Below are 23,934 nucleotides of genomic sequence, written 5' to 3'. Positions count from 1 at the left end.
TTTCAGCCAGTTGTGCGGTCAAAAGACTATGTTTCGCTTGTACGCGCGTCCTTTTTTTGCCACATTTACGACAGGGGTTCGCCTCATATGGGGCGGATGTGACGCAATCCGGTAGGTTGGCCTGCCATTTTCAGAGCCGATGACCGGGATTGTGGAACTGGGAAAAGGCATCCGTGTTTGGGATGTCAGTAAAGGTATTGGTGGTCAAATGACGAATGGATACGATAAGCCGCTTCATTCTCCGTTGCAGTTGAAGCCTATGGAATCAGCGCCGCGCAAGTTGGATGAACAGGCGCTGGATGCTGCGATTGCAGACATTATGAGCCAGGAAGAGCCGACGCCCGGCGCGGTGGCAGGCCCGGTTCCGTTGCGATCGGAATTTCCGGTGTTGCAGCCACAGGAATCGCTTGCATCAAAGTCCGATCCCAAGCTCAGCACGGTACTGCGCCAGAAATGGGCGCAACTTTCCGGGGCGGCGTAATCTGAACGCATCTGCGCGGCGTAATTCGCCGCGCATTGGCCAATTGGCCACAGGTTCCGGCAATTGCTCGGGACCAACCGTTTTCTACATTGCCAGTGAAATCGCCTTCAGGCTGGATGTCGCTCCGATGAACGAGCACCGAGCGGTTAATGCCAGGCCCCACACCGACACCCGTCGAATCTGATCTCACACTTCCCAAACACGTAGATGTTGTCGTCATAGGTGGTGGAATCATCGGGGCTTCGGCAGCCTTCGAGCTTGCTGAGCGAGGTGTTTCCGTTCTGTTGTGCGAGAAGGGCCGGATTGCGGGCGAGCAAAGCTCGCGCAATTGGGGCTGGGTGCGCCTTGGGACACGTGATCCGCGCGAGATCCCCCTGATGCAAGAGGCACTTAGAATCTGGCAAGGGCTGGATGCGCGATTGGGACGCGCCACAGGCTATGTTCAATCAGGAATCGTGTTTGGCGCATCTGGCGCACGAGACGATGAAAACCTGACGCGATGGCTGGACCATGTTGAAGGGCTGCAAACAGGTGCTCGCATGGTATCCGGCCCTGAACTGGACGGGTTGCTGTCGGATAACAGTATGAAACTGCGCTCAGCGCTTTACATGCCGCAGGACGGGCGGGCCGAGCCGCAATGGGCGGCCCCCGCAATCGCCGAGGCGGCGCGCGACCGTGGGGCCGCGATCATGACGCAATGCGCGGTGCGAAGTGTCGATGTTGCTGCGGGCCGGATCGCAGGTGTTTTCACCGAACGCGGCCGCGTAAGGTGTAGTCAAGTTGTACTTGCAGGCGGAGCCTGGTCTCGGCTGTTTGCGGGGAACGCTGGAACCGCTCTGCCACAGCTCAAAGTGCTCAATACGGTAATGCGGACCTCTCCGGTTGCAGCAGGGCCAGAAGTGTCGCTTTGGAGTGATGATTTTGCCATTCGAAAGCGCTCGGACGGGGGATACACCATAGCTTCGGGTCACGAGAATACAGTGGATATCGTTCCTGACAGTTTCCGACTCGGGTTGCAGTTTCTGCCCGCATTCCGGCAAGAGTGGCGGTCCTTAAGGTTTCGCCTTTCGAGACGCTGGATGGTCGAGGCGAATGAGGATCGAAGCTGGCTGCCGACCGATGTGACACCGTTTGAACATTGCCGAGTACTCGACCCGGAACCTTCCCAGAAAGTGTTGCGAAGGGCGTGGGCCAACGCCCGCAAGGCGTTGCCTGCGCTTGATAGTGCGGAGATCGTGCAAAGCTGGGCCGGCCTGATCGATGTGACCCCGGATGCGATCCCGGTCATCTCGAAAGTGGACGCGGTGCAGGGCCTGCATATTGCGACCGGTTTCTCCGGCCACGGTTTTGGCATCGGTCCTGCCGCAGGTCGATTAGTGGCGGACCTTGTTACGGAAAGCACGCCTTGCGTTGATCCGACCGCCTTTCGCCTGTCCCGTTTCACGGATGAGTCAAAAGTGCGGCCGGATGCTGGTTTTTAGCCTCTAACCCATCATTTGATAGCTGACCGGCACGAACCGGAACCCGTCGCCACGGGATTCGACATACCCAGCGGCCGGGAAAGGCATGTGATAGCCGATCATAGGCACTTTGTCCGCAGCCAGCATGCCCAGCACATTCCTGCGCGATTCCGTTGCAGCGGCTTTGTCCATGTCGAATCGCACTTCCCATTCAGGATGTGCAAATGACCAGACATAGTGATTTGCAAGATCCGCCGTCAGGACCAGACGCTGACCGTTACTTTCTAGGTGATAGACCATATGGCCCGGAGTATGACCAAACGCTGCCATACCGGTGACGCCGGATGCGACTTCACCACCATCCCCGATAAAGGTCATCTTCTCTGCCATCGGGGTGACTTTGGCTGCAACCAAATCACCCACTCGGTTGCCCGCGTCTTGCGCTGACCAAAAGTCGTATTCGGGTGCTGCTGTTACATAACGCGCATTGGCAAAAGTCGCGGCATCATTGGTTGTCATACCACCGATATGATCGGGATGCATGTGGGTAATGACCACCACATCGATCTGATCAGGCGTTACGCCGGCGTCGGCCAACGCGGCCTGAATTCCACCTTGGCCAAGCCCAGTATCAAACAGGATCATCTCGGACCCCGTATTAACCAGCGTTGGTGTGAAGAAGAACTGTGCAACATCTGGCGAGATGAAGTTGTCAGCCGATACACGGGCGAAATCTTCATCCGAGGCGCCGCCGCCGAAAATGTCTTGCGCACCATCACGAGGCAGGCTGCCATCCAACAAGGTGGTGACGGTGAAATCGCCCAGTTGAAACGATTTTGCTATTGTAGAGTTGGCTTTGGTCTCGGTACCTGCGGCCAGAACAGGCGAAGTAGCTGCCGCAAGCGGCAGAGCCGCAACCGTTCCAAGCGCCGCCCGGCGAGTCAATCTGATGGTCATGGTCGTTCTCCCTGTCAGAGCATGTTTGACTGAATTAGGTCAGTCTGGGCCTGTGGCCATACTATGGCACTGTTATATGGGCTGCGTGGTTGAACATTACGTGTTAATTTTTGTTCATGCCGCGATCTGCGAATAAAACCGTACACACCGAGCAAAACGTTGCTGATTTTCTGGCGAGTATTCAGCCGACCCGCAAGGCGGAGGAGGCGCACGCGCTGGACAGGCTGTTTCGTGAAACCACAGGTTATGCGCCAGTAATGTGGGGGACGTCGATCATTGGCTATGGTCGATATCACTATCGCTATGCGTCAGGGCGCGAGGGCGACTTTCTCGCAACTGGGTTCTCTCCGCGCAAGGCGGCGCATTCCATCTATATCATGCCCGGGTATGCTGACTTCGGAGATGTCTTATCAAGACTGGGCAAGCACAAGCTGGGTAAATCCTGCCTCTATATGAATAAGCTACCGGATATCGATCTCGACGTGCTTCGTGAACTCATCAAAGCCGGGCTCGAACGCTTAGATGGCATTTGGCCGGTTGAACCAACCTGAAAGCCTCTTCTGGACAAAAACGCGCCCATGTGAGATGAGCCGCGCCAACAGGAGACTTCCATGACCACGACCCGTTTTGCCCCGTCGCCCACCGGTTACATCCATGTGGGCAACCTGCGCACCGCCCTGATGAACTATTTGATCGCCCGCAAAGCCGGCGGTACGTTCATCTTGCGTATCGATGACACCGATCCTGAGCGGTCGAAGGAAGAATATGTCGACGCGATCAAGCAGGATCTGGAGTGGTTGGGCCTGCATTGGGACCGGGTTGAGCGACAGTCGGAGCGTCTGGACCGCTACGCCGAGGCCGCCGACAAGCTGCGCGAGATGGGCCGGTTCTATGAGGCGTTCGAGACGCCCACCGAGCTCGACCTCAAGCGCAAGAAGCAACTGAACATGGGCAAGCCGCCGGTCTATGACCGTGCAGCGCTGAACCTCAGCGGCGCCGAGAAAGAAGCCCTGCGCGCTGAGCGTGGCAATGGCGTCTGGCGGTTCAAACTGAACCACGAGCGTATCGAATGGAACGATGGCATTTTGGGCGACATCTCGATCGATGCAGCTTCAGTATCCGACCCGGTGCTGATCCGGGGCGATGGTCAGGTTCTCTATACGATTGCCTCTGTGGTCGATGACACCGAGATGGGCGTAACCGATGTCGTGCGCGGCTCGGACCATGTCACCAACACCGCAACGCAGATTCAGATCATCGAGGCGTTGGGCGGCACCTGTCCGCGTTTTGCGCACCACTCGTTGCTGACTGGCCCGCAGGGAGAGGCGTTGTCGAAACGCTTGGGCACTCTGGCCTTGCGCGATCTGCGAGAGCAGGGCGTGCAGCCAATGGCCTTACTGAGCCTGATGGCGCGTCTGGGGTCGTCAGATCCGGTTGAGTTGCGCTCGGATATGTCAGAGTTGATCGACGGCTTTGATGTTACACGCTTCGGTGCGGCCCCAACCAAGTTCGACGTGCAGGACCTGTTCCCGCTGACCGCGAAGCACCTGCAATCGCTACCGCTGGCCGATGTGGCCGATGCCGTTGCTAAAGCAGGTGTACCTGCTGAACTGGCCGAGCCTTTCTGGACCATGGCGCGCGAAAACATCACGACGCTAAGCGATCTCGAGGGATGGTGGGAATTGTGTCGTGATGGGGCCGAACCCCTGATCGCTGACGAGGACCGTGAGTTCATCGCTCAGGCTGTCTCATTGCTGCCCGAAGGCCCATTCGATGGGGAAACTTGGGGCACATGGACCAAGGCCGTGAAAGAGGCCACAGGCCGCAAGGGCAAAGGCCTGTTCATGCCGCTGCGCAAAGCGCTAACGGGGATGGAGCGCGGGCCCGAAATGGCGACCTTGCTGCCGCTGTTGCAGGTGATCCGCGCTCGCGGCTGACTTCAGGGTCAGTGCTTAGAATACGAAGGAGGCAGGTAAATCACCTGCCTTTCTTTGTTCTCCGGGTCGCAAAACTTGCGCCGAAACGCGTTGCAGGCGGTCATCCACGAATTCGGTCTCGGCCTGCTTCAATTGTTGGTGACGGGGATAACGGGGCTCGGCGCGGTCGTTCAAAATCGGAGCATCCCAACCATCGGTTGTTGCAAAGAAGCGATCGGCGCTCTCTGGTCCAAAAGCCCGCAGATACCCTTGCACGACAACATCAATATAGCTGAGCAATAGGGGATGGTGATTGCTGGGCGGGGTGTGTCGATCATGCGGGACTGCGTAGACAGCGATTTCCACCTCTTGCGTCAGAGTGTGCGTGACCGACCGTGTGGCTGGAACGCGGTCATAAGCCCATTCTCTTTCATCCAACGCGGCCCAGTCGTTTTTAGGAACATGGGCGATCATACCATCGATCTCGGAATCAGCATCCGGCACAGCGGTCAAAAACGCCACCGGGCGCAGATCCGTGTGCCGCCATGCGCGTCGCCAACCTTTCAGTCGCGCTGGGCGCGGGTCGGGGAAATCATGCGTCGATAGGTTCACGAGGCTGCCATAGCCGAAGAAATAAGGGTCTGCCATGCGGGTCGCGTCCTTCTTTGACGATTGATGTATGTCAAACAGTCTTTTTACGAGACATGCAATAAAGCTTCACCTTGAGATTCGGGAGGCCCTAATGCGGATTACCAAACGGACGAATATCGCGGTGCGTGTTTTGATGTATTGCGCCGCACATCAGGAACGGCTGGTCACGAAGGCCGAGATCGCCGATGTCTGTAATATTTCAGAAAACCATCTGGCACAGGTGATCAACCAACTGAGCCAGCTAGACTATCTCAGCACACAACGCGGCCGCAATGGCGGCATGACGCTGGCGCGCCCGGCGGATCAGATCCGGGTCGGGTCCGTGTTTCGCCATGTCGAAGGCGGATTGCCGATTGCCGAGTGTTTTGCGGATGCTGACAACACCTGCCCACTGACCGATGCCTGCCGCCTCCGGTTGGCGCTGCGGGATGCGGCTGAGGTGTTTTATGCGTCGCTGGACGAAATCACGCTCGATGCGTTGGTGTGCGACAATGACCAATTGCTGAAAATATTGCAGCCTGTCGCTTGTATGCGCTGAACTCAGTCGCTGGCGCGCAGTATGCGCGCAGGGCGTACTGAAAGCGGGCGCAGGGCAAAGACCATCCCCGCGCCTAAGGTAACGCCAACACCGGCGATGACGATCCCAAGCGCGGATGGCCAGATGACCGCGAACTCTGTGTCGAATATATAAGTAGCCACGGCCCAACCGCCCAGAATTCCGGTCAGCAAAGCAACGCAACCTGCGGCTGCTCCCAAAAGGATTGCCCGCAGGGCAAAGCTGCGCAATATGCGCCCACGGTTGGCACCCAGAGTCTTGAGGATCGCTGCCTCGTACCTACGCGCCGGTTCGCCCGCTGCCGCCGCACCGATCAACACTAAAAACCCGGTCAACAGAGAAACCCCTGCGCCATATGACGTGGCTGCCGCAAGCCCTGCCAGCAGGCCTGATACCCGGTCGATGGCGTCTCTGACCCGGACTGCCGTGATGTTGGGGAATTGACCGGCCAAATCACGCAGAATGGCGGCCTCGGCCTGTTCTTCGGCATAGACGGTAGCGATGAAGCTATGCGGGGCACCAGCCAAGGCAGAGGGGTTCATCGACATGACAAAACCCATTCCTGCAGTGGAGAAATCAACTTCGCGCAGCGATGTGAGTTCAGCTGTGATATCGCGGCCCAGGATATTAACGGTCAGCTCATCGCCCAGTTTCAGGCCCATCTCGTCGGCCTCTTCTGCGGCAAAGCTGACTTGCGGTGGGCCGCTGTAGTCCTCTGGCCACCAAACCCCGTCAGTCACGCGGGCATTCCGTGGGGGGCGGGCAGAGTAGGTTACGCCCCGGTCGCCGTCCAGAACCCAGTGATCGCCTGCAATCTCGTGCGCGGGTCGCCCATTGATTTTGGTAATGATCCCACGCAGCATCGGAGCGCTTTCTACCCGACTGACGGCAGGGTCAGTGTCGAGACGTTCGCTGAACCCGGGCATCTGATCCTTCTGGATATCGACGAAGAAATACGAGGGTGCGACCTCAGGCAAGTTGCCCGAAATCGCATTGCGTAGCGTGCCGTCGATCTGCCCCACCGCCGCAAGGACCGAAAGGCCGAGCCCAAGGGACAGGACCACCGATGCTGCGCCTTCGCGTGGGTCAGAGATGGCGGACAACGCCCACCGCAGGGCTGGACGCCCTCTGGCCCAAGGAGCGCCCGCGCGGGCCAATTTGCGAATGGCAAAGGCAGAAAGGGTCAGCAAAGTGAGCGCCCCCGCCAGACCTGCGCTTGTCCAGAGAGTCAACCGGGTTGAACCGCTGAACCAAGCGGCGGCTCCGATCAGTACGGCCAGGCCAATTGCAGTCGCAATTACATAAATCAAGCGCGGGAAGCTGCTTGCCGAAGTCAGCGCATCCCGGAACAATGTTGCCGCACGCACCTCCTCGGTTCTGGCCAGAGGCCAAAGCGTAAACAGGAACGCGGTTAGCACACCATAAAGTGCGGCCTCGAACAGGGGCTGCGGATATAGCGAGAATACAGCAGGGATCGGCAGTTGGGTTTCGATAACCGGTGCCAGCAGCATTGGAAGCGCCGCGCCCAGGGTCAAACCCATGACGATACCAACGCCTGAAAGAACGGCGATCTGGATCATGTATGTCTGAAAGATTGTGGCCCGATCAGCGCCCAAAGTCCGCAATGTCGCAATGGTTTCCGTTTTCTGGGACAGATAGGCGCGCACGGCAGCCGATACGCCGATCCCCCCAACCGCCAATCCGGATAGACCAACCAGCACCAGAAACGCGCTGAGGCGCCCTACAAACTCGGATATCCCCGGCGCACCATTGCGGGCATCAGTCCAGCGCATGCCGGTTCCCTCGAAGGCCTGCCTGGCCTGCTGCGACAGCGCCTCCAACTCGGCGGTTTGCGGCAAGTTCATCCTGTATTTGGTGGAAAACAAAGTACCCGGAGCCAGCAGGCCCGATGATTGCAAATCCTCGGTTCGAACCAACGTGCGCGGTCCCAGCGAGAACCCATCTGCCGCACCATCCGGTTCGTGTTCCAGCGAGGCCATCAAAACGAACCTCTGCGTGCCGAGATCAAATTGGTCCCCAATCGCAAGGTTCAGGCGGTCAATCAGGGACGGAGCCATCACGGCGCCGGGCAGCCCATCGGCGCCCGCCAAGGCCTCGGGCAAAGAAACTGCGGGTTCCAGAGCCACCGATCCCAACAGCGGATAGGCCCCGTCCACGGCCTTCACCTGAGTTAACGCCCGTTGCGCGCCTGCGCCATCACCCGTGACGGCCATGGACCTGAAATCGACGACCTCCGACACTGCTTGCGCGGTGTCCGCCATCCAGTCACGTTCCTCATCATTTGCAAAGCGATAGGTGAACTCCAGCTGGGCATCGCCGCCTAAGAGCGACGCGCCCTCTTGTTGCAATCCGGTCTGAATGGCTTGGCGCACCATGCCAACCGCAGCAATTGCTGCAACACCCAAAGCCAGGCAGGCCAGAAACACCCGAAACCCGCGCAACCCACCGCGCAGTTCGCGCCGGGCCAGGCGACCGGCCAGACGCAGGCTCATTCGGCGGCCTCACGCTGGGATTCCTCGGCGATACGCCCATCGCGCAAGCGCACAACGCGGTCGCATTTCTGAGCCAGCGTATGGCTGTGCGTGACCAGAACCAGAGTTGCCCCGTGACGGTCCCGCAGTCCGAATAACAGATCAATGATTGCTGAACCGTTGGTTTCATCCAGATTTCCCGTTGGTTCATCTGCCAGTAATATATGCGGGCGCGGGGCCGAAGCGCGGGCCAGCGCCACACGCTGTTGCTCGCCGCCTGACAACTGCGCCGGGTAGTGATCGATACGATGTGAAAGGCCCACGGCCTCCAACTCGGCCGCGGCGCGCTGGAAAGCATCTTTGTGTCCCGCGAGTTCTAACGGGGTCGCCACGTTCTCAAGCGCGGTCATCGTCGGGATCAAGTGGAAATTCTGAAACACTACGCCCATGGCATCTCTTCTGAACCGTGCCAGCGCATCTTCGCTCATTTTCGTTAGATCTTGACCCAATGCGGTAACACGTCCGCCGGTTGCCTGTTCTAAGCCGCCCATCAGCATCAGTAGCGAAGACTTTCCGGAACCAGAGGGACCGATCAGCCCCAGAGTTTCACCCTTGCTCACAGTCAAAGTGATGTCGTGCAGGATATCCACTCTTCCGGCATTGCCATCCAGCGATAATGCGGCATCTTGGAGGGTGAGAACGGGTGTCGTCATCGATCAGGCCATCAAGAGGGGTACAGTCCATTGGGATATGGCGCGATACAGAAGCTGCGCAAGGGTTTGATGTCAGGCGTGTTCATCTGTTGCGGATTTGCCGCGACGGCTGAGCCGGTGGTGATTGCGGCGCTCGGAGATTCCCTGACACAAGGATATGGACTTCCGCAACAAGACGGGTTTGTGCCCCAACTGCAACGCTGGTTGCAGGAGGAAGGGGCGGATATTCAGCTTATCAACGCCGGTGTTTCCGGGGATACGACCGCAGGAGGAGCCTCCCGCGTTGATTGGACTCTGACGCCAGAGGTCGATGGCATGATTGTAGCCCTCGGCGGCAATGATCTGTTACGCGGTATCGATCCGGATGTGTCGCGCGCCAATCTTGAGGCAATCCTGAACACCGCTGAAGCTGCGAATGTCGAAGTTCTGCTGATCGGCATGCAAGCCCCCGGGAACTATGGGTCGGATTACAAGCAAAGTTTCGATGCCATGTATCCGGAACTGGCGCAGCAGTATGGCGCGATCTATGCGGAAAGCTTCTTTGACGGGCTCACGACCGAGGGCGATCCTGCAGTCGCGCGCCAGTTCATGCAATCTGATGGCATCCATCCAAATGCCCAAGGCGTTGCGCTGATCGTTGACGCGCTAGGACCTTTTGTACTGGCTTTAGCGGAGCGCGCTACCGATTAGGAGGGGTCCTATGCCAGGCCGGTTTTTTCTCACACGACCAATTGGCGAGATAGTTAAGTTCCTGAATGTGAAAGATAACGTAGGGCCTCAGCCCCCGCGCAGAAATATTCAACCGGGTCAGGAGGTGACGGTATTGACCGGTGAAGGCTTGAAGATGATGCGATGGGGGATGATCCCGGTCGGCAGGGTCAATGCGCGCGGACGTCCGGTGATGGAGACCATTATCAACGCTCGCTCTGAAACGGTTTTTGACAAAAGCGCATTCGAAGGTGTTGGGCGCGCAGTTATACCAGTTGATGGCTGGTACGAGTGGACCGGAGAGAAACGGCGCAAAACTGCATGGCGTATCGCAGCGAAGGATGGCATACCGCTGTTATTTGCTGCAATTACGGATAGTTGGGAGGCCCCTGGTGGGCAGCGTGTGGATCAGGTCGCCGCAGTCACCTGCGAGCCAAATGCCGATGTAAAGCCGATCCACCACCGTATGGGTGTGTTGCTGGGGTCGCAGGATGTGGATTGCTGGTTACATGGATCCGAAGAAGAGGCACAGAAGCTGATGCGCCCATGGCCAAAAGGTCGCCTGAGGATTGAACAAGCCGACGATGTGGATTGGTCGGCGGCTTAGACCACAGTCACCACGGTTCCAATCGGCACCCGGTTGTACAGATCGATTACATGCTCATTCAGCATCCGTATGCAGCCGTTCGAGGCCGCGCGACCGATGGTTTGCGGTTGTGTGGTGCCATGGATGCGGAAATAGGTGTCGACTCCGTTTTGGAACAGATACAAAGCGCGCGCGCCCAGTGGATTATCGCTCCCTCCGGGTTGGACATAGTCGTTGTCCTTGAACCGACCATAGGCCACCGGGTCGCGTTCGATCATCTCATCGGTCGGTCGCCAGGTGGGCCATTCCTTCTTTACGTCGATAGTTGCGGTTCCTGTAAACTCCAGTCCGGCTTTGCCGACGCCGCAGCCATAGCGGATCGCTTTGCGGGGTTCGGTTATGTAATAAAGGTAGAAGGAACGGGGAACGACCAGCAGCTGACCGGGTAGGAATTGCTTTTTGACCCGCACGAATTGTGGCGTGGGATCATACTCGACCGCTTTCTTGGCGCTGACAACGCCCGGAAGCAGGCTGACGGCAGTACCGGCCAGAAATACGCGGCGTGTGAACATGGTGACATCCCTCAAATGACCAAAGAAATCATAACGCTAGTTTTGAAATGATAGCGGATTTGGTCAATCACCGGGGAGGAATAACCCGATTGTGATGTATTCCCTATGCCACACACGGGGCGCGGGCATAGCGGAGAGGGCGGGAAAAATCCCGCCCTTTGAATGGCTTAGGCCAGTTCGATATTGTCGGCGCTTTCGCGGCCGTCACGACCAGCGCGCAGCTCGTACGTGACCTTCTGGTTGTCGGCCAGACCGGTGAGGCCCGAACGCTCGACAGCCGAGATGTGTACGAAGATGTCTTTGCCGCCATCTTCGGGTGCGATAAAGCCATAGCCTTTGGTGGTGTTGAACCATTTTACGGTGCCTGCGGGCATATCCGTTGTCTCCTGTTTAGTGCTGCCCACGTGGATGCGGCAGCCCGGCGTCGTTGTCTGTATCGATAGACTGAGCGCCGTAGAAGGAGACTGCAGGTCGAAATAGAAAAACGTAAGCCTCTTGGATATGGCATCGGTCAGACGGTGTGGCAAGGGCGGATTGTATGGATTGTACAAGGGTTTGAGGCGGAATCGTCCGTCTTGTACAAAAATCCGCCGATGGTTCTGGTTATTAGTTAGCAGAGCTTTGATAAGGTCCGGTTATTTATCTGGCGCGTCGGAGTGGCATTCAGAATCCGTTAACCCTCGTCATGATCAAGTTACAGCATGAGCGATTATCGACGCGTCCGCATTCCCGGGGCCAAGTATTTTTTCACCGTGTCTTTGGCCGACCGGTCGTCGGATTTGCTGGTGCGAGAGGTGGCGCATTTGCGGGCCGCCTTTGCAGTGACCCAGAGGGAGCGGCCGTTCTGGTGCGATGCGCTTGTGGTGTTGCCGGATCATTTGCACGCGGTGTGGACCTTGCCGCCGGGGGATGCGGATTATTCGACACGATGGGGTGCGATTAAGGCGCGGTTTACGCGTGGGGTGAAGGCGTCGGGAGTGGTGGGGTGGAACCCCACCTTACGCACAGATTCGAAAATTGCGAAAGGGGATGCCGGGATTTGGCAGCGCCGGTTTTGGGAGCATGCAATTCGGGATGAAACGGATTATCGCAATCATATGGCATATTGTCGGGGGAATCCGGTGAAGCACGGGTTGGTCGAGCGCCCCACCGATTGGCCGTATTCGTCAATCCATCGCGATATTCGTGCAGGTCGGGTTGATCCGGAGTGGAGCGGTGTGGTCACCGATGGCACGTTCGGAGAGCCGTAGGTTGGGGTCTTACCCCATCATTTGAGAGGTTGGAGTTTGCAAGTGGTTTGGTGCGCGGGAACAGATCGTGCGAGTTTTCGGGTATGATCGTTGAGTGAGAGATGGGGTGAAACCCCATCCTACGCTTGCGACGTATGCTTCAAACAGCGGTTGTGGTTTGTAGGCCGGGCTTCAGCCCGGCATTCATCTAGACCCGCAAGCCGATTATATGGGTTGGTGCAATGCGATGGCCGATATTGGCGAAGTCGCGGCTGTTGCGCGGCTTGCCGGGCTGAAGCCCGGCCTACTTGCTATTTTTCTAGAAGTTCCGCACATGTGTCACCGATTTTGCGATGGTTTGCATCTAGATTTCCTCGGCGATAAAAATCCTCGACCAAGCCAGCTGCGAAGCAGGAAACAAATGCACCCTTTTGAGCCTGCTCTATCGAAAATCCGTCCTCAACCAACTTGTCGTGCAATCTGGAAACAGACACAATGTAAACGTCAGAGTCCAACGTTTCGCCGAAAACCCTGCTCGATAACTGATAGAAATGCGTATCAACAATTGACAAGACAGTTTGGAATGAACTGTACAGTTTTGCCGGAACAAAATCGATGTCTTCGCGGTTTTCGATGAAAGCAACAATCACATCAGACATTTCTGGATCTACCCATTTGTCTGAGAAATCAAACTTTTCCTGCTCACCGTCGTGCTTCTGCAAGAAATAGGTGAAATCCGCTGGCGCGGCAAAGGTGGTGACCCTCTTTGGCGCTTCAGCCAATGCGCCACTTGCGCCGCAAACTAGGAAAGCAGAAATCTGTGCGCAGCGCGTCGCAAACCTAATCATTAAGAAAGCATCGCCATTTCTGCTGCTTCAACAATACGACCCGCATCCAGCCTTACCGCGCAAACTTCTTATGCTTCAAACGCTTGGGCTTCAGCGCGTCCGGTCCCAGACGGCGCTTCTTGTCCTCTTCGTAGTCTTCGAAGTTGCCCTCGAACCACTCCACATGCGCATCGCCCTCGAACGCCAGAATATGCGTGCAAATCCGGTCGAGGAAGAAGCGGTCGTGTGAGATGACGACGGCGCAGCCGGCGAAATCGACCAGTGCGTCTTCCAGCGCGCGCAGAGTTTCGACGTCGAGGTCGTTGGTTGGTTCGTCGAGCAGCAAGACGTTGCCGCCCTCTTTCAGCAGGCGGGCCATGTGGACGCGGTTGCGCTCACCGCCTGACAGCAAAGATACCTTTTTCTGCTGGTCGCCGCCCTTGAAGTTGAAAGACGAGCAATAGGCGCGGGAATTGACCTGCGCGTCGCCCAGTTGGATGATCTCGGCACCGCCGGTGATCGCCTCCCACACGGTATCGTTGTCGGCAAGGTCATCGCGGGACTGGTCGACATAGGACAGCTCGACCGTGTCGCCCAGCGTGATGGTGCCGCTGTCGGGTTGTTCCTGACCGGTGAGCATCTTGAACAGGGTCGATTTACCGGCACCGTTGGGGCCGATGACGCCGACGATGCCGCCGGGGGGCAGGGCAAAGTCCAGCCCTTCGATCAGTTGCTTGTCGCCCATATGTTTCGAAAGGCCCTCAACCTCGATCACCTTGCCGCCGAGGCGCTGGCCGTTGGGGATGACGATCTGGGCGCGGGTCAGCTTTTCGCGTTCGGACTGGTCTGCCAGTTCGTTATAGGCGTTGATCCGGGCCTTGGATTTGGCCTGACGGGCCTTTTGGCCCTGACGCATCCATTCCAGCTCGCGCTGCAGGGTCTTCTGCTTGGACTTGTCCTCACGGGCTTCCTGTTCGAGGCGTTTGGCCTTTTGTTCCAGCCATGCGGAATAGTTGCCTTCGTAGGGAATGCCGCGACCCCGGTCGAGTTCCAGAATCCAGCCGGTGATGTCGTCCAGGAAATAGCGGTCGTGGGTGACGATCAGGATGGTGCCCTTGTAGTCGATCAGGTGTTGTTGCAGCCAGGCGATGGTCTCGGCGTCCAGGTGGTTGGTCGGTTCGTCGAGCAGAAGCATATCGGGCGCTTCGAGCAGCAGCTTGCAGAGCGCCACGCGGCGTTTTTCACCGCCCGAGAGGTTGGCAATGTTGGCATCGTCCGGTGGGCAGCGCAGCGCTTCCATCGAGACATCGATCTGACTGTCGAGGTCCCACAGGTTTTCCGCGTCGATCGCGTCCTGCAGGGTGGTCATTTCTTCCATCAGCTCGTCCGAGTAGTTCTCGGCGATCTCCATGGCAATCTCGTTGAACCGGTCGACCTTGGCCTTTTTCGCGGCCACGCCCAGCATGACGTTCTCGCGGACGGTCAGCGATTCATCCAGCTGAGGTTCCTGCGGCAGATAGCCGACCTTGGCGCCTTCGGCCGCCCATGCCTCACCGGTGAAGTCCGTATCGAGGCCCGCCATGATCTTCATCAGCGTCGATTTACCCGCGCCGTTGACGCCGACGACACCGATTTTCACGCCGGGCAGGAAGCTCAGGTGGATGTTTTCAAAGCACTTTTTGCCACCGGGATAGGTCTTGGAGACACCCTGCATGTGGTAGACATATTGATAGGCAGCCATGTCGCGTCCTCTGGGTCGGGGAAATCAAGTTGGAACGCTGGATATCCGAGGCGAGCGGGCGGGGCAAGCTGGTGGTTTTGTGAATTTTCTGTGGTCGTTTGATCCGGTAGAACCAACACGACAAGGAGTGGTGGGGTTTTGGCAGAACTTGCGGAACTGATTGCCGGTTGGGCGCAACCGGGCCGGGTGACATGGATCGGTGTACGTCCTGGCCGCAGAGCGGAATTGGATGGGCGCAACGAGGTTTGGGTCTCAGCCGATGGGCTCGACGGCGACCGCAGCCGGGCGGGCAAGCGGGCGGTGACTTTGATCCAGCAGGAACATCTGGCGGCGATTGGCTCTTATCTGGGGCAAGGATCGGTTAAGCCTGAGATCCTGCGGCGCAATCTGGTGGTTTCGGGGATCAATCTGGCGGCGCTAAAGGGGCGGGAGGTGCAGGTCGGGGAGGCCGTTTTGCGCTTTACCGTGATATGCGCTCCGTGCAGTCGGATGGAGGAGGCGTTGGGCAAAGGCGGCTATTCTGCTGTGCGGGGGCATGGGGGATGGTGTGCCGAAGTAGTGCAACCGGGGCAAGTCAGGCTTGGCGATGTGGTGCAGCCGATTGATTGACAACACCTCTCAGTTCTGAACATCAGCAGAGGATGGAACGCAGTACCATTCCATATGCGGGGCCCGGGCAGGTCGTGGGGTTGTTCGGAGGGTCATTTGATCCTCCGCATCAAGGCCATGTGCATGTGACGCGTGAGGCGATGAAGGCGTTTGGGCTGGATCGGGTGTGGTGGCTGGTGTCGCCGGGCAATCCGTTGAAGGAGCGGGGGCCTGCGCCTTTGGCGCGGCGGATGGCGGCGGCGCGGGATGTGATGCAGCATCCGCGCGTTGAGGTCACGGATATTGAGGCGCTGACGGGGACGCGGGCGACGGCGGATACGCTGTCGGCGTTGCGGCGACTTTATCCGCAGGTTCGGTTTTTATGGCTGATGGGGGCCGACAATCTGGCGCAGTTTCACCGCTGGAAAGATTGGCGACAGATCATGGACAGCGTGCCGGTGGGCGTTGTGGCGCGGCCTGGGGACCGGATTTCTGCTCGGATGTCTCCGGCGGCTCGGCTTTATGCCAAGTACCGTATCGACGGGCAGGCGCGGCATTTGATGGGGCGGGCGGATGCTCCGGCGTGGTGTTTTGTGAACGTGCCGATGGTTGACGTCAGTTCGACCGAGTTGCGCAATCGCGGGAATTGGAGCGATGGGGTGTTGCCCGAATGACTCCACTTGGCGCATAATCTTAATCAAGTGATTGTCTGCGTTTAAGCTCTGGGATTCTAATAGACCCATGGTCGATCGAATTTCGCGTCGTTTGTTTCTGGGTGGATTAGGGGCGTCTCTGGTTCCGGGCACAGGTCTGGCCGAGGCGCCTTTGGTGTCTCTGCGCCCTGTGCTGCGTGGCCCGCAACCCAACGGGGCTGAGCGGCTGGTTAAGGCGGCGGGGCTGAAGGGCGAGGTTGTTTTTGCCGTGGCCGACGTGGAAACCGGAACGCCGCTGGAGGTGTTCGGCGAGGGCCAAAGCCTACCACCAGCCAGCGTCGCCAAGGCGCTGACCGCGCTTTATGCGCTGGATGTGCTGGGTCCGGAGTATCGGTTCGAAACGCGCTTGATCGCGGATGGAGCGGTGGAAAATGGTATTCTGAAAGGCGACCTGATCCTTGCGGGTGGCGGTGATCCGCTGCTGGATACAGACGCGCTGGCCACAATGGCAGCCAATCTGCGCAAGGCCGGGATCACCGAGGTGAAGGGCGCGTTCAAGGTCTATGATGGTGCGCTGCCCTACGTCTTCAGCATTGATCCGGGGCAGCCGGATCATCTGGGCTATAGCCCGTCGATCAGCGGGATTTCCCTGAATTTCAACCGTGTGCATTTCGAGTGGAAACGCGAGGGCATCGGCTATGATGTAACCATGGATGCGCGCAGCGCGAATTATACGCCTTCGGTAGATATGGCATCGATGCGAGTCGAGAGCCGCAGCCTGCCGATTTACACCTATCAGCCAAGCGCGCGACAGGATCGCTGGACCGTGGCCAAAGGCGCGCTAGGCAATGGCGGGGCACGCTGGCTGCCGGTACGCAAGCCTGCGCTTTATGCCGGAGATGTGTTCCGCACGCTGGCACGCGTGAATGGGATCGTGCTGGGCCGGGTGCAGGTGACGCGGCAAGCACCGCAAGGGACCGAACTGGTGGTGCATCAGAGCGATCCGTTGGAAAGCATCCTGAAGGGGATGCTGAGATATTCGACCAATATAACCGCCGAAATGGTGGGTTTGGCGGCCACCAAGGCGCGCGGGGTTGCGCCGCAGAGCCTTGAGGACTCGGCCGCAGAAATGAACCTATGGGCGGCAGAGCGTTTTGGCGCGGATGGGATCGCGATGGTCGATCATTCCGGACTTAGCGGTTCCTCACGTATGGCCCCCGCCGGTCTGGTCAATACGCTGGTGGCGGCGGGGCAGTCAGAGGAGCTGCGGCCGTTGCTTCGGTCCTTTACGCTGGCCGACAAAAACGGGCAGCCGGTCAAGGATCATCCGATCAAGGTCGATGCAAAAACGGGTACTTTGAACTTCGTCTCGGGTCTTGGCGGTTACATGACAACGGCAGATGGAGTGGATCTGGCCTTTGCGATCTTCACAGCCGACACCGCGCACCGCGCCACGATCCCGCGTGCGTCGCGCGAGCGCCCGGACGGCGCGCGGGCTTGGAACCGGCGGTCTCGCAAATTGCAACGCAATCTGATTGAGCGTTGGGGTACGCTCTACGGTAGCTAGGTTGTATGCCGCGCCCGTGCCCCGCGTTCGATAGCGGCAGCGTGCAGGCGGTCGATGCTGAGTTCGTACCGGATTTCTTCCAGCAGACGCAGTTCGGTTTCGGCCAGAGTGCCGTCAGCGGCGGCCACATCACAGGCCAGCGCGTAGGCGGTTTCGTTCAGGCGTTCGGGCAGGTTGTCACGGATCAGTCCGAACAGGGCATCCAGCCCGTCCACCTGCTCAAACAGATCAAACACGATCTGCGAGACGCGGCGGGTTCGGTCGATATCGTAACCCGCGAACACCGGCAGCATGTTGACCGCGCCTTCGATCTTGACCAGCTCTGCGGTTCGGATGTTCTCGTCCGAGGCGGAAATCGCCACCATGATCGCCACAAGGCAATCCTGCGGGGACATCGGATGTGGGGTTTGCTCGGTCATGGTGTCGTCCTGAATGAAACGTTTGTTGCCGCACGATAGGAGCGGGTGCGGGGAGGTTCAACTGGTAGTTTTGGGGTGCAATGAATGCGATCAATGAAGGTGGGTGATTTCGGCTTTGATGTAAACGTCCGTTGAAAACTCAATCTGACATCGGCGTTTCATTATGCGGACCAATAGTTATGGTGCAAAAGAGGTGAGATCGGCTCGTACTCTTGGATTAAATCTATGCCAGCAGTCCAATGAACTCACCACACAAAGTTATTTCGTTTTTGGAGAACAACTTGACCAATCATATAACTCTTAGAGATGGCAGAACGCTTGCATTCAGCACTTACGGCGACCCAGATGGAACTCCAGTGATTTTCAGCCATGGGTTTTCCGACTCTCACGTAATTCGTCATCCTGACGACAGTCTGACCGCTTCGCTCGGCGTACACTGGATTTCCGCCGACGAACCGGGTGTTGGAGGGTCGAGCCCGAAGAAGGATCGGAGAATGGTGGATTGGGGCGCTGATATGGAGGATCTGGCGGATCAACTTGGCCTCGATACATTCAATGTAGCGGGCCATTCCGGAGGCGGCCCCCACGCTTTGGCTGTAGCATTTCACATGCCTGAACGTGTGCGTAAAGTTGCGCTCGCTTCTCCTGTGGCACCATTCGATGAGCCCGGTGTCACCAAGATGCTGGTACTGAAGGATCTGAAAACCATCGCAAAATTGCGCCACCTGAGCTTACTGATCCGATGGGCAGAGCGTATTGGCGCTAATAGTGCTTTGAAAGACATCCCTTCATATGTGGAGTCTGTCGTTGACCAAATGCCCAATGAAGCCAAAACAATGCTCCGCAATCCAGAGCAGCAAGCCTTGTTCGAAGAAAACTTTCGTCTTGGTTATCTGCAACACGAGGAAGGAGTTTTCGAAATGACGATGGCTCTTTGGGACTGGGGCTTTTCGCCAGGTGACATCCAGCAACCGGTGGAAATGTATTATGGTACGGCGGACGACATTATCTCGCCGGATATGCCGCGACACCTTTGCTCCGAACTTCGCGACTGCACAGCGCATGAGTGGTCGGGTGCGGGACATTATGGCTTTGTGGATCGCGAGCGGTGGACCGAATTTGTCGGCGCGGTCGCTAGTTTGTCTTAGCAAGTCAAAGGCGGCAATCCCACGTTGCGGACATTCGTAATTCAGAGCAGATATTGATGGCATGGTATTCATGCTCATAGAGGCATGAAAATCACTACCCTTTATTGACTCATACTGCACCTGCACAATAACAGGGGCCGGTCCGGGCGCATGGGGTGTCTGGCACGTTTCCCGATGGAGTATCCAAATGTCTGACCTGCGTGAAACCGCGATGACGTCCAAGGCGTGGCCGTTTGAAGAGGCGCGGCGGTTGCTCAAACGGTACAAGCAGGGCGCTCCGGAAAAGGGATATGTGCTGTTTGAGACGGGCTATGGCCCCTCGGGTCTGCCGCATATTGGCACCTTTGGCGAGGTTGCGCGGACCACAATGGTCAAGCGCGCGTTTGAGGCGCTGTCGGATATTCCGACCAAGCTGATCTGTTTCTCGGACGACCTGGACGGGATGCGGAAGGTGCCGACCAATGTGCCGAATCCCGAAGCGCTGCAGGATTATTTGCAATGCCCGCTGACCTCGGTGCCGGACCCGTTTGGCACGCATGACAGCTTTGGAGAACATAACAACGCCATGCTGCGCCGGTTCCTCGATACCTTCGGGTTCGAGTACGAATTCTATTCGGCGCGTGAATTTTACCGCTCGGGCCAGTTTGACGAAATCCTCAAACGCGCCGTTGAAAAGTATGATGACGTGATGGCGATCATGCTGAAAAGCCTGCGTGAAGAGCGTCAACAGACCTACTCGATTTTCTTGCCGATTCATCCCGAGACGGGGCGGGTTCTGTATGTGCCGATGAAGAAGGTTTGCGCCGAGACCTTCACTGTCACTTTCGACGATGAGGATGGCAAGGAATGGACGCTGCCCGTGACCGGCGGAAACGTCAAGCTGCAGTGGAAGCCGGATTTCGGTGCGCGCTGGGCGGCGCTGGGCGTTGATTTCGAGATGTATGGCAAGGAACATGCCACCAACGAAAAGATCTATGACGCGATCTGCCGGGCCTTGGGTGGTCGTGCGCCCGAGCATTTCTCGTATGAGCTGTTCCTCGATGAGAACGGGCAGAAGATTTCGAAATCTTCGGGCAATGGTGTCTCGATTGATGAATGGCTGACCTATGCGCCGACCGAGTCGCTGGCCTATTTCATGTACCAGAAGCCCAAGACGGCGAAGCGGATGCATTTCGATGTGATCCCGAAAGCTTATGATGAGTATCATCAGCAATTGCGGGCCTACCCGGGGCAGGACCTGAAGGCGCAGTTGAACAATCCTGTGTGGCATATCCACGGTGGGAATGTACCTGAATCCACGCTGATGGTGCCCTTTGCGATGCTTCTTAACCTCGCGTCGGTTTCGGGAGCCGAGGATAAAGAGGCGCTGTGGGGTTTCATTCGCCGGTATGCGCCTGAGGCGACCGCCGAGACACATCCCGATCTGGATGAGGCGGCGGGCTTTGCGGTGCGTTACTTCAACGATTTTGTCAAACCGACGCGCCAGCACCGCGCGCCGACGGATCAGGAACGCGAAGCGCTGGAGGCGTTGAAGGCGGCGTTGGAGGCCTATGACGGGCCGATGGAAGACGAGGCACTGCAATCGGTGGTCTATTCCATCGGGCGCGAGCGGTTTGATCCGATGCGCGGCTGGTTCACGGCGCTTTATGAGGTGCTGCTGGGGGCGTCGCAGGGGCCTCGGTTCGGTGGGTTCATCGCGCTTTATGGCGTGCCGGAGACGATAGCCCTGATCGACAAGGCGCTGGCCGGAGAACTGGCCTGATTTGACCTGACCTCGCGTGGGGCTACTCTTGATTCAGGAGGTGGTCCCATGCGTCGATTATTGCTTGCCCTATCCCTGAGTGCCGGACTGGCATCCGGAGCTTTTGCTCAGAGTGACGAGATCGAGGCCAATATCTCGGCGCAGATACAGGCGTTCAAGGCGGATGACTTTGCCACCGCTTTCACTTTTGCCAGCCCCAATATCCAGCGCATGTTTGGCGATCCGGATAATTTCGGGGTCATGGTTCGGCGCGGTTATCCGATGGTCTGGCGGCCAGCGGATGTGCGGTTTCTGGAGCTGCGGGAGATTAACGGAGCCCTGTGGCAGAAGGTCATGATCACGGATGGTGACGGACGGGTGCATCTGCTGGATTACCAGATGATCCAGCAAGAGGGCCTTTGGAAGATCAATGGCGTGCAGTTGCTGGGTAATTCTGACCCGGCGGCTTAAGGCAACACCACCGTCACGGTGGTAAGAGCCGCGATTAATCCCTTTTCGATACTCAGACCCATGCGCTTGGGCTCATGGTCCGGGCGGTATCGGGTTTTGGCGCGCGTGCTTGGCGCGATTGGGAAAGGGATTTTACATGAACAAGGCAATCACCGACGGCATCGTGTTCATACCGCCCGCCTATGCGGCTGGTCTTGGTGTCTGGTCCAGCGGCGACGGCACGCCGGGCTCTCCGACCTATGAGGGGTCGGGTACGGGCGTATTTGTCCCGGCGGACGCGGATTTTGCGGGCTGTCTGGAGATTTACAAGACGGCAGAACCGCAGCGGCTGCGCTATATGGGGCAAACGCCTTTGTTGCCCGGCTGCTATCTGCAGATCAAGGCGCGGGTGAAGGCGATCAGTGGGCCGCTGCCCGAGGTGCGGATCGCGGGCTGGGCCGGTGGTGCCGGAGATGCGCATGTGGACGGGTTGGTCGAGCAGGGCCCCGCGGTGCAACTGACCGGCTATGGCACAGTGCATGAGGTGACGGCCATCGTGGGCACAGGGCTGCGCCCCGGTGTGGATATGCCGTGGGGCAATGCGGCGCTTTACGGTCACTTTGGTCTGGATATCGAAGGTATGAACGGTGCGGTGGTGCGGGTCGATGATATCGAGATCACAGATGTGACCTCGGTCTTCCTGCGGGACATGATCGGTTTGGTCGACGTGCGCGATTTTGGGGCGGTGGGCGACGGCGTTACCGATGACTCGGCGGCGTTTGAGGCGGCGGATCAGGCGGCGAACGGGCGCAAGGTTTATATTCCGCAAGGTGAGTTCCGGCTGGAAGAGAACACTAATATGGCATCCGAGGTCTCATTCGACGGCACCGTTACTATGCCGGTCGACAAGATGCTGCTGCTGACCAAGAATTTCGATCTGCCGACCTATATCACCGCCTTTGGTGACGAGATGCTGGCGTTTAAAAAGGCGTTTCAGGCGCTGTTAAATAGCTCGGACCATGAATCGCTGGATCTGGGCGGGCGCAAGATTGCGGTGACCGAACCCATCGATATGGCGGCGGCTGTGCCGAACCGGACGGGGTATGCCACCCGTCGGGTGGTGCGCAACGGGCAGTTTGACGTCAAAAGTAGCTCGAATTGGGATACCGAAACCTTCACCTCGGTCGCGACCTACAGCCCGTCTGATCCTGATACGCTGACCAACGTGGCCAATGTGGTGAATATACCGGTGGGTTCGCTGGTCACCGGCAGCGGGGTCGGGCGTGAGGTTTATGTGCGGTCGAAAAACGAAAGCACCGGTGAAATCACGCTGAGTGCGCCGACTTATGATGCCGCAGGGACGCAGACCTTCACCTTCACATCGTTCAAGTACCTGCTAGATTTCTGCGGTTTCAGTGCGCTGCAGAAGTTCAACATGGAAGGGATCGAGTTCCAGTGTAACGGTCGGTGCAGCGCGATCCGGCTGTCTCCGGGCGGGAACACTTTTGTACTGAAAGACTGTTTCATCAGTCGCCCGAAGGACCGGGGTATCACATCAATCGGGCGCGGATGTCAGGGGATGCTGATCGATGGCTGTCAGTTCCTATCGACCGAGGAAAGTCTGGACGTGCCGGACCGAAGCTCAATCGCGCTGAACGCCAATGCCAACGACGTCAAGCTGCGCCACAACCGGGCCACGCGATTCCATCATTTCGCGGTGCTGAGCGGCGACAACAATCTGGTGCTGGGCAACCACTTCTTCCAGGGCGACAACGTCGCGAACGGGGTGCGCAACGCCGGGTTGGTGATCATCGGCGGCTATAACAGTTCGTCCATCGCCGAGAACTATGTCGATAACTGTTTTATCGAATGGACCAACGAGCACGATGCCAACCCGGATTACTTCACCAGCTTCTCGTTCAGCGCGCTGAGCATCACGGATAACATCTTTTATGCCAGCGATGTTGCCCCCTGGTTCAGCTATCTGGTGATCCGCCCCCATGGCACGGGGCATTTCCTGAACGGGCTGACCGTGACCGGCAACAAGTTCCGCGTCAACAACGTGCGGATTGACCGAGTGGACCGGGTCGATACCAGTTTTGCCGATCTCGACCCGGAAAGGCACAAGAGGGTGTGTTTCGAGAACAATACGTTCCACGGCATCGATACGCCTTGCGCCAATCCATTGCGGCTGCAGCACACGCAAAGCTCACCGTCATCAGCCTGGACCGTCAGTTCGCAGGGCCAATTGCCGTTCGGGGGCAGGGCGCGCGGGTGTGATGCGGTTGTGGCTCTGGGAAGCCTCAGGACATCGTTGAATGCGGTGCGATATACCGCGCCATATGTCGAGCTGCGACAGGGATCGGGCCAGAGCGATATCCGCCTGCGCTGGTCCGAAGGCTTGCGTGGTGCGGTTTCGACCATTCTGCGGATTGATACCTGATTGATGTGGTGGGCCGCCTGAATGTAGGCGGCCCAT

The 23,934-nt window shown here is 58.1% G+C and carries 24 protein-coding genes; 15 read left to right on the top strand and 9 right to left on the bottom strand.

Annotation, left to right across the window (positions count from 1 at the left end):
- Positions 1 to 139: 139 nt before the first annotated feature.
- Positions 140 to 481, top strand: coding sequence for a hypothetical protein (locus ACR0AH_RS19285; protein WP_170395910.1), 342 nt, complete (start codon positions 140 to 142; stop codon positions 479 to 481).
- 149 nt (positions 482 to 630) lie between these two features.
- Positions 631 to 1,962, top strand: a complete 1,332-nt coding sequence (locus tag ACR0AH_RS19280; protein WP_480593299.1) for an NAD(P)/FAD-dependent oxidoreductase — start codon at positions 631 to 633, stop codon at positions 1,960 to 1,962.
- Positions 1,963 to 1,965: 3 nt separating this feature from the next.
- Here the strand turns inward: ACR0AH_RS19280 and ACR0AH_RS19275 are convergent, their stop codons facing one another.
- A complete protein-coding gene (locus ACR0AH_RS19275) occupies positions 1,966 to 2,898 on the bottom strand; it encodes an MBL fold metallo-hydrolase (RefSeq protein ID WP_170733610.1) in 933 nt (310 codons plus the stop codon).
- Between the two features lie 116 nt (positions 2,899 to 3,014).
- Here ACR0AH_RS19275 and ACR0AH_RS19270 point away from each other — a divergent pair, with 116 nt between their 5' ends.
- Together ACR0AH_RS19270 and gltX are read left to right on the top strand one after the other, a co-directional pair.
- On the top strand, positions 3,015 to 3,449 hold the full coding sequence (locus ACR0AH_RS19270; protein ID WP_480593298.1) for a DUF1801 domain-containing protein: 435 nt from the start codon (positions 3,015 to 3,017) through the stop codon (positions 3,447 to 3,449).
- Positions 3,450 to 3,509: 60 nt separating this feature from the next.
- Positions 3,510 to 4,835, top strand: coding sequence for a glutamate--tRNA ligase (gltX, locus tag ACR0AH_RS19265; RefSeq protein ID WP_170733612.1), 1,326 nt, complete (start codon positions 3,510 to 3,512; stop codon positions 4,833 to 4,835).
- 15 nt (positions 4,836 to 4,850) lie between these two features.
- Here gltX and ACR0AH_RS19260 read toward each other — a convergent pair whose 3' ends face one another.
- On the bottom strand, positions 4,851 to 5,462 hold the full coding sequence (locus ACR0AH_RS19260; RefSeq protein WP_480593296.1) for a gamma-glutamylcyclotransferase family protein: 612 nt from the start codon (positions 5,460 to 5,462) through the stop codon (positions 4,851 to 4,853).
- A 94-nt stretch (positions 5,463 to 5,556) separates the two neighbouring features.
- Here ACR0AH_RS19260 and ACR0AH_RS19255 point away from each other — a divergent pair, with 94 nt between their 5' ends.
- On the top strand, positions 5,557 to 6,003 hold the full coding sequence (locus ACR0AH_RS19255; protein WP_170423813.1) for an Rrf2 family transcriptional regulator: 447 nt from the start codon (positions 5,557 to 5,559) through the stop codon (positions 6,001 to 6,003).
- Between the two features lie 2 nt (positions 6,004 to 6,005).
- Here ACR0AH_RS19255 and ACR0AH_RS19250 read toward each other — a convergent pair whose 3' ends face one another.
- Positions 6,006 to 8,534, bottom strand: a complete 2,529-nt coding sequence (locus ACR0AH_RS19250; protein WP_480593295.1) for an ABC transporter permease — start codon at positions 8,532 to 8,534, stop codon at positions 6,006 to 6,008.
- Positions 8,531 to 9,226, bottom strand: coding sequence for an ATP-binding cassette domain-containing protein (locus tag ACR0AH_RS19245; protein WP_170395925.1), 696 nt, complete (start codon positions 9,224 to 9,226; stop codon positions 8,531 to 8,533). The genes ACR0AH_RS19250 and ACR0AH_RS19245 overlap by 4 nt, the downstream gene beginning before the upstream one ends.
- A 69-nt stretch (positions 9,227 to 9,295) precedes the next feature.
- Here ACR0AH_RS19245 and ACR0AH_RS19240 point away from each other — a divergent pair, with 69 nt between their 5' ends.
- Positions 9,296 to 9,916, top strand: a complete 621-nt coding sequence (locus tag ACR0AH_RS19240) for an arylesterase (protein WP_170733641.1) — start codon at positions 9,296 to 9,298, stop codon at positions 9,914 to 9,916.
- 10 nt (positions 9,917 to 9,926) lie between these two features.
- Positions 9,927 to 10,541, top strand: a complete 615-nt coding sequence (locus ACR0AH_RS19235) for an SOS response-associated peptidase (RefSeq protein ID WP_170733614.1) — start codon at positions 9,927 to 9,929, stop codon at positions 10,539 to 10,541.
- On the opposite strand, the gene ACR0AH_RS19230 is transcribed toward ACR0AH_RS19235, so the two are convergent.
- Both ACR0AH_RS19230 and ACR0AH_RS19225 read right to left on the bottom strand, forming a co-directional pair.
- Positions 10,538 to 11,092, bottom strand: a complete 555-nt coding sequence (locus ACR0AH_RS19230; RefSeq protein ID WP_170395928.1) for a L,D-transpeptidase — start codon at positions 11,090 to 11,092, stop codon at positions 10,538 to 10,540. The two genes, ACR0AH_RS19235 and ACR0AH_RS19230, sit on opposite strands and share 4 nt — an antisense overlap.
- A 167-nt stretch (positions 11,093 to 11,259) precedes the next feature.
- Positions 11,260 to 11,466, bottom strand: coding sequence for a cold-shock protein (locus ACR0AH_RS19225; protein ID WP_010442474.1), 207 nt, complete (start codon positions 11,464 to 11,466; stop codon positions 11,260 to 11,262).
- Positions 11,467 to 11,793: 327 nt separating this feature from the next.
- Between ACR0AH_RS19225 and ACR0AH_RS19220 the strand changes: the two genes are divergently transcribed.
- Positions 11,794 to 12,342: an REP-associated tyrosine transposase gene (locus ACR0AH_RS19220; RefSeq protein WP_170512969.1), complete on the top strand. Its 549-nt coding sequence runs from the start codon at positions 11,794 to 11,796 to the stop codon at positions 12,340 to 12,342.
- Between the two features lie 290 nt (positions 12,343 to 12,632).
- Here the strand turns inward: ACR0AH_RS19220 and ACR0AH_RS19215 are convergent, their stop codons facing one another.
- Positions 12,633 to 13,169, bottom strand: coding sequence for a hypothetical protein (locus ACR0AH_RS19215; RefSeq protein WP_170514035.1), 537 nt, complete (start codon positions 13,167 to 13,169; stop codon positions 12,633 to 12,635).
- A gap of 52 nt (positions 13,170 to 13,221) precedes the next feature.
- On the bottom strand, positions 13,222 to 14,889 hold the full coding sequence (gene ettA, locus ACR0AH_RS19210; RefSeq protein ID WP_480593293.1) for an energy-dependent translational throttle protein EttA: 1,668 nt from the start codon (positions 14,887 to 14,889) through the stop codon (positions 13,222 to 13,224).
- Positions 14,890 to 15,027: 138 nt separating this feature from the next.
- On the opposite strand from ettA, the gene ACR0AH_RS19205 reads away from it, so the two are divergent.
- The 3 genes from ACR0AH_RS19205 to dacB all read left to right on the top strand — a co-directional run bounded on the left by ACR0AH_RS19205 (position 15,028) and on the right by dacB (position 17,697).
- Positions 15,028 to 15,498 carry an MOSC domain-containing protein gene (locus ACR0AH_RS19205; protein ID WP_170395935.1) on the top strand — a complete coding sequence of 157 codons (471 nt, stop codon included), beginning with the start codon at positions 15,028 to 15,030 and terminating at the stop codon, positions 15,496 to 15,498.
- Between the two features lie 32 nt (positions 15,499 to 15,530).
- Positions 15,531 to 16,151 carry a nicotinate-nucleotide adenylyltransferase gene (locus ACR0AH_RS19200; protein ID WP_480593292.1) on the top strand — a complete coding sequence of 207 codons (621 nt, stop codon included), beginning with the start codon at positions 15,531 to 15,533 and terminating at the stop codon, positions 16,149 to 16,151.
- A 67-nt stretch (positions 16,152 to 16,218) separates the two neighbouring features.
- A complete protein-coding gene (gene dacB, locus ACR0AH_RS19195; RefSeq protein ID WP_480593290.1) occupies positions 16,219 to 17,697 on the top strand; it encodes a D-alanyl-D-alanine carboxypeptidase/D-alanyl-D-alanine endopeptidase in 1,479 nt (492 codons plus the stop codon).
- On the opposite strand, the gene ACR0AH_RS19190 is transcribed toward dacB, so the two are convergent.
- Positions 17,694 to 18,116, bottom strand: coding sequence for a tellurite resistance TerB family protein (locus tag ACR0AH_RS19190; RefSeq protein ID WP_170395941.1), 423 nt, complete (start codon positions 18,114 to 18,116; stop codon positions 17,694 to 17,696). The genes dacB and ACR0AH_RS19190 overlap by 4 nt on opposite strands.
- A gap of 239 nt (positions 18,117 to 18,355) precedes the next feature.
- On the opposite strand from ACR0AH_RS19190, the gene ACR0AH_RS19185 reads away from it, so the two are divergent.
- The 4 genes from ACR0AH_RS19185 (at position 18,356) to ACR0AH_RS19170 (ending at position 23,898) form a co-directional block, all read left to right on the top strand.
- On the top strand, positions 18,356 to 19,264 hold the full coding sequence (locus tag ACR0AH_RS19185) for an alpha/beta fold hydrolase (protein WP_480593289.1): 909 nt from the start codon (positions 18,356 to 18,358) through the stop codon (positions 19,262 to 19,264).
- Between the two features lie 187 nt (positions 19,265 to 19,451).
- Positions 19,452 to 21,026: a lysine--tRNA ligase gene (locus ACR0AH_RS19180; RefSeq protein WP_480593287.1), complete on the top strand. Its 1,575-nt coding sequence runs from the start codon at positions 19,452 to 19,454 to the stop codon at positions 21,024 to 21,026.
- A gap of 48 nt (positions 21,027 to 21,074) precedes the next feature.
- On the top strand, positions 21,075 to 21,476 hold the full coding sequence (locus ACR0AH_RS19175) for a DUF4864 domain-containing protein (RefSeq protein ID WP_480593286.1): 402 nt from the start codon (positions 21,075 to 21,077) through the stop codon (positions 21,474 to 21,476).
- Between the two features lie 136 nt (positions 21,477 to 21,612).
- On the top strand, positions 21,613 to 23,898 hold the full coding sequence (locus ACR0AH_RS19170) for a glycosyl hydrolase family 28-related protein (RefSeq protein ID WP_480593285.1): 2,286 nt from the start codon (positions 21,613 to 21,615) through the stop codon (positions 23,896 to 23,898).
- Positions 23,899 to 23,934: the final 36 nt, after the last annotated feature.

This window comes from Ruegeria sp. AM5, assembly GCF_056540645.1.
The sequence above is the reverse complement of the archived record's forward strand: the minus strand, read 5'-3'. Positions and strand labels throughout refer to the sequence as shown.

Bases quoted from the DNA above. Each gene is read 5' to 3' on its own strand.
- ACR0AH_RS19285 (WP_170395910.1), top strand. From the start codon at position 140: ATGACCGGGATTGTGGAACTGGGAAAAGGCATCCGTGTTTGGGATGTC.
- ACR0AH_RS19280 (WP_480593299.1), top strand. From the start codon at position 631: ATGCCAGGCCCCACACCGACACCCGTCGAATCTGATCTCACACTTCCC.
- ACR0AH_RS19275 (WP_170733610.1), bottom strand. From the start codon at position 2,898: ATGACCATCAGATTGACTCGCCGGGCGGCGCTTGGAACGGTTGCGGCT.
- ACR0AH_RS19270 (WP_480593298.1), top strand. From the start codon at position 3,015: ATGCCGCGATCTGCGAATAAAACCGTACACACCGAGCAAAACGTTGCT.
- gltX (WP_170733612.1), top strand. From the start codon at position 3,510: ATGACCACGACCCGTTTTGCCCCGTCGCCCACCGGTTACATCCATGTG.
- ACR0AH_RS19260 (WP_480593296.1), bottom strand. From the start codon at position 5,462: ATGGCAGACCCTTATTTCTTCGGCTATGGCAGCCTCGTGAACCTATCG.
- ACR0AH_RS19255 (WP_170423813.1), top strand. From the start codon at position 5,557: ATGCGGATTACCAAACGGACGAATATCGCGGTGCGTGTTTTGATGTAT.
- ACR0AH_RS19250 (WP_480593295.1), bottom strand. From the start codon at position 8,534: ATGAGCCTGCGTCTGGCCGGTCGCCTGGCCCGGCGCGAACTGCGCGGT.
- ACR0AH_RS19245 (WP_170395925.1), bottom strand. From the start codon at position 9,226: ATGACGACACCCGTTCTCACCCTCCAAGATGCCGCATTATCGCTGGAT.
- ACR0AH_RS19240 (WP_170733641.1), top strand. From the start codon at position 9,296: ATGTCAGGCGTGTTCATCTGTTGCGGATTTGCCGCGACGGCTGAGCCG.
- ACR0AH_RS19235 (WP_170733614.1), top strand. From the start codon at position 9,927: ATGCCAGGCCGGTTTTTTCTCACACGACCAATTGGCGAGATAGTTAAG.
- ACR0AH_RS19230 (WP_170395928.1), bottom strand. From the start codon at position 11,092: ATGTTCACACGCCGCGTATTTCTGGCCGGTACTGCCGTCAGCCTGCTT.
- ACR0AH_RS19225 (WP_010442474.1), bottom strand. From the start codon at position 11,466: ATGCCCGCAGGCACCGTAAAATGGTTCAACACCACCAAAGGCTATGGC.
- ACR0AH_RS19220 (WP_170512969.1), top strand. From the start codon at position 11,794: ATGAGCGATTATCGACGCGTCCGCATTCCCGGGGCCAAGTATTTTTTC.
- ACR0AH_RS19215 (WP_170514035.1), bottom strand. From the start codon at position 13,169: ATGATTAGGTTTGCGACGCGCTGCGCACAGATTTCTGCTTTCCTAGTT.
- ettA (WP_480593293.1), bottom strand. From the start codon at position 14,889: ATGGCTGCCTATCAATATGTCTACCACATGCAGGGTGTCTCCAAGACC.
- ACR0AH_RS19200 (WP_480593292.1), top strand. From the start codon at position 15,531: ATGGAACGCAGTACCATTCCATATGCGGGGCCCGGGCAGGTCGTGGGG.
- dacB (WP_480593290.1), top strand. From the start codon at position 16,219: ATGGTCGATCGAATTTCGCGTCGTTTGTTTCTGGGTGGATTAGGGGCG.
- ACR0AH_RS19190 (WP_170395941.1), bottom strand. From the start codon at position 18,116: ATGACCGAGCAAACCCCACATCCGATGTCCCCGCAGGATTGCCTTGTG.
- ACR0AH_RS19185 (WP_480593289.1), top strand. From the start codon at position 18,356: ATGAACTCACCACACAAAGTTATTTCGTTTTTGGAGAACAACTTGACC.
- ACR0AH_RS19180 (WP_480593287.1), top strand. From the start codon at position 19,452: ATGTCTGACCTGCGTGAAACCGCGATGACGTCCAAGGCGTGGCCGTTT.
- ACR0AH_RS19175 (WP_480593286.1), top strand. From the start codon at position 21,075: ATGCGTCGATTATTGCTTGCCCTATCCCTGAGTGCCGGACTGGCATCC.
- ACR0AH_RS19170 (WP_480593285.1), top strand. From the start codon at position 21,613: ATGAACAAGGCAATCACCGACGGCATCGTGTTCATACCGCCCGCCTAT.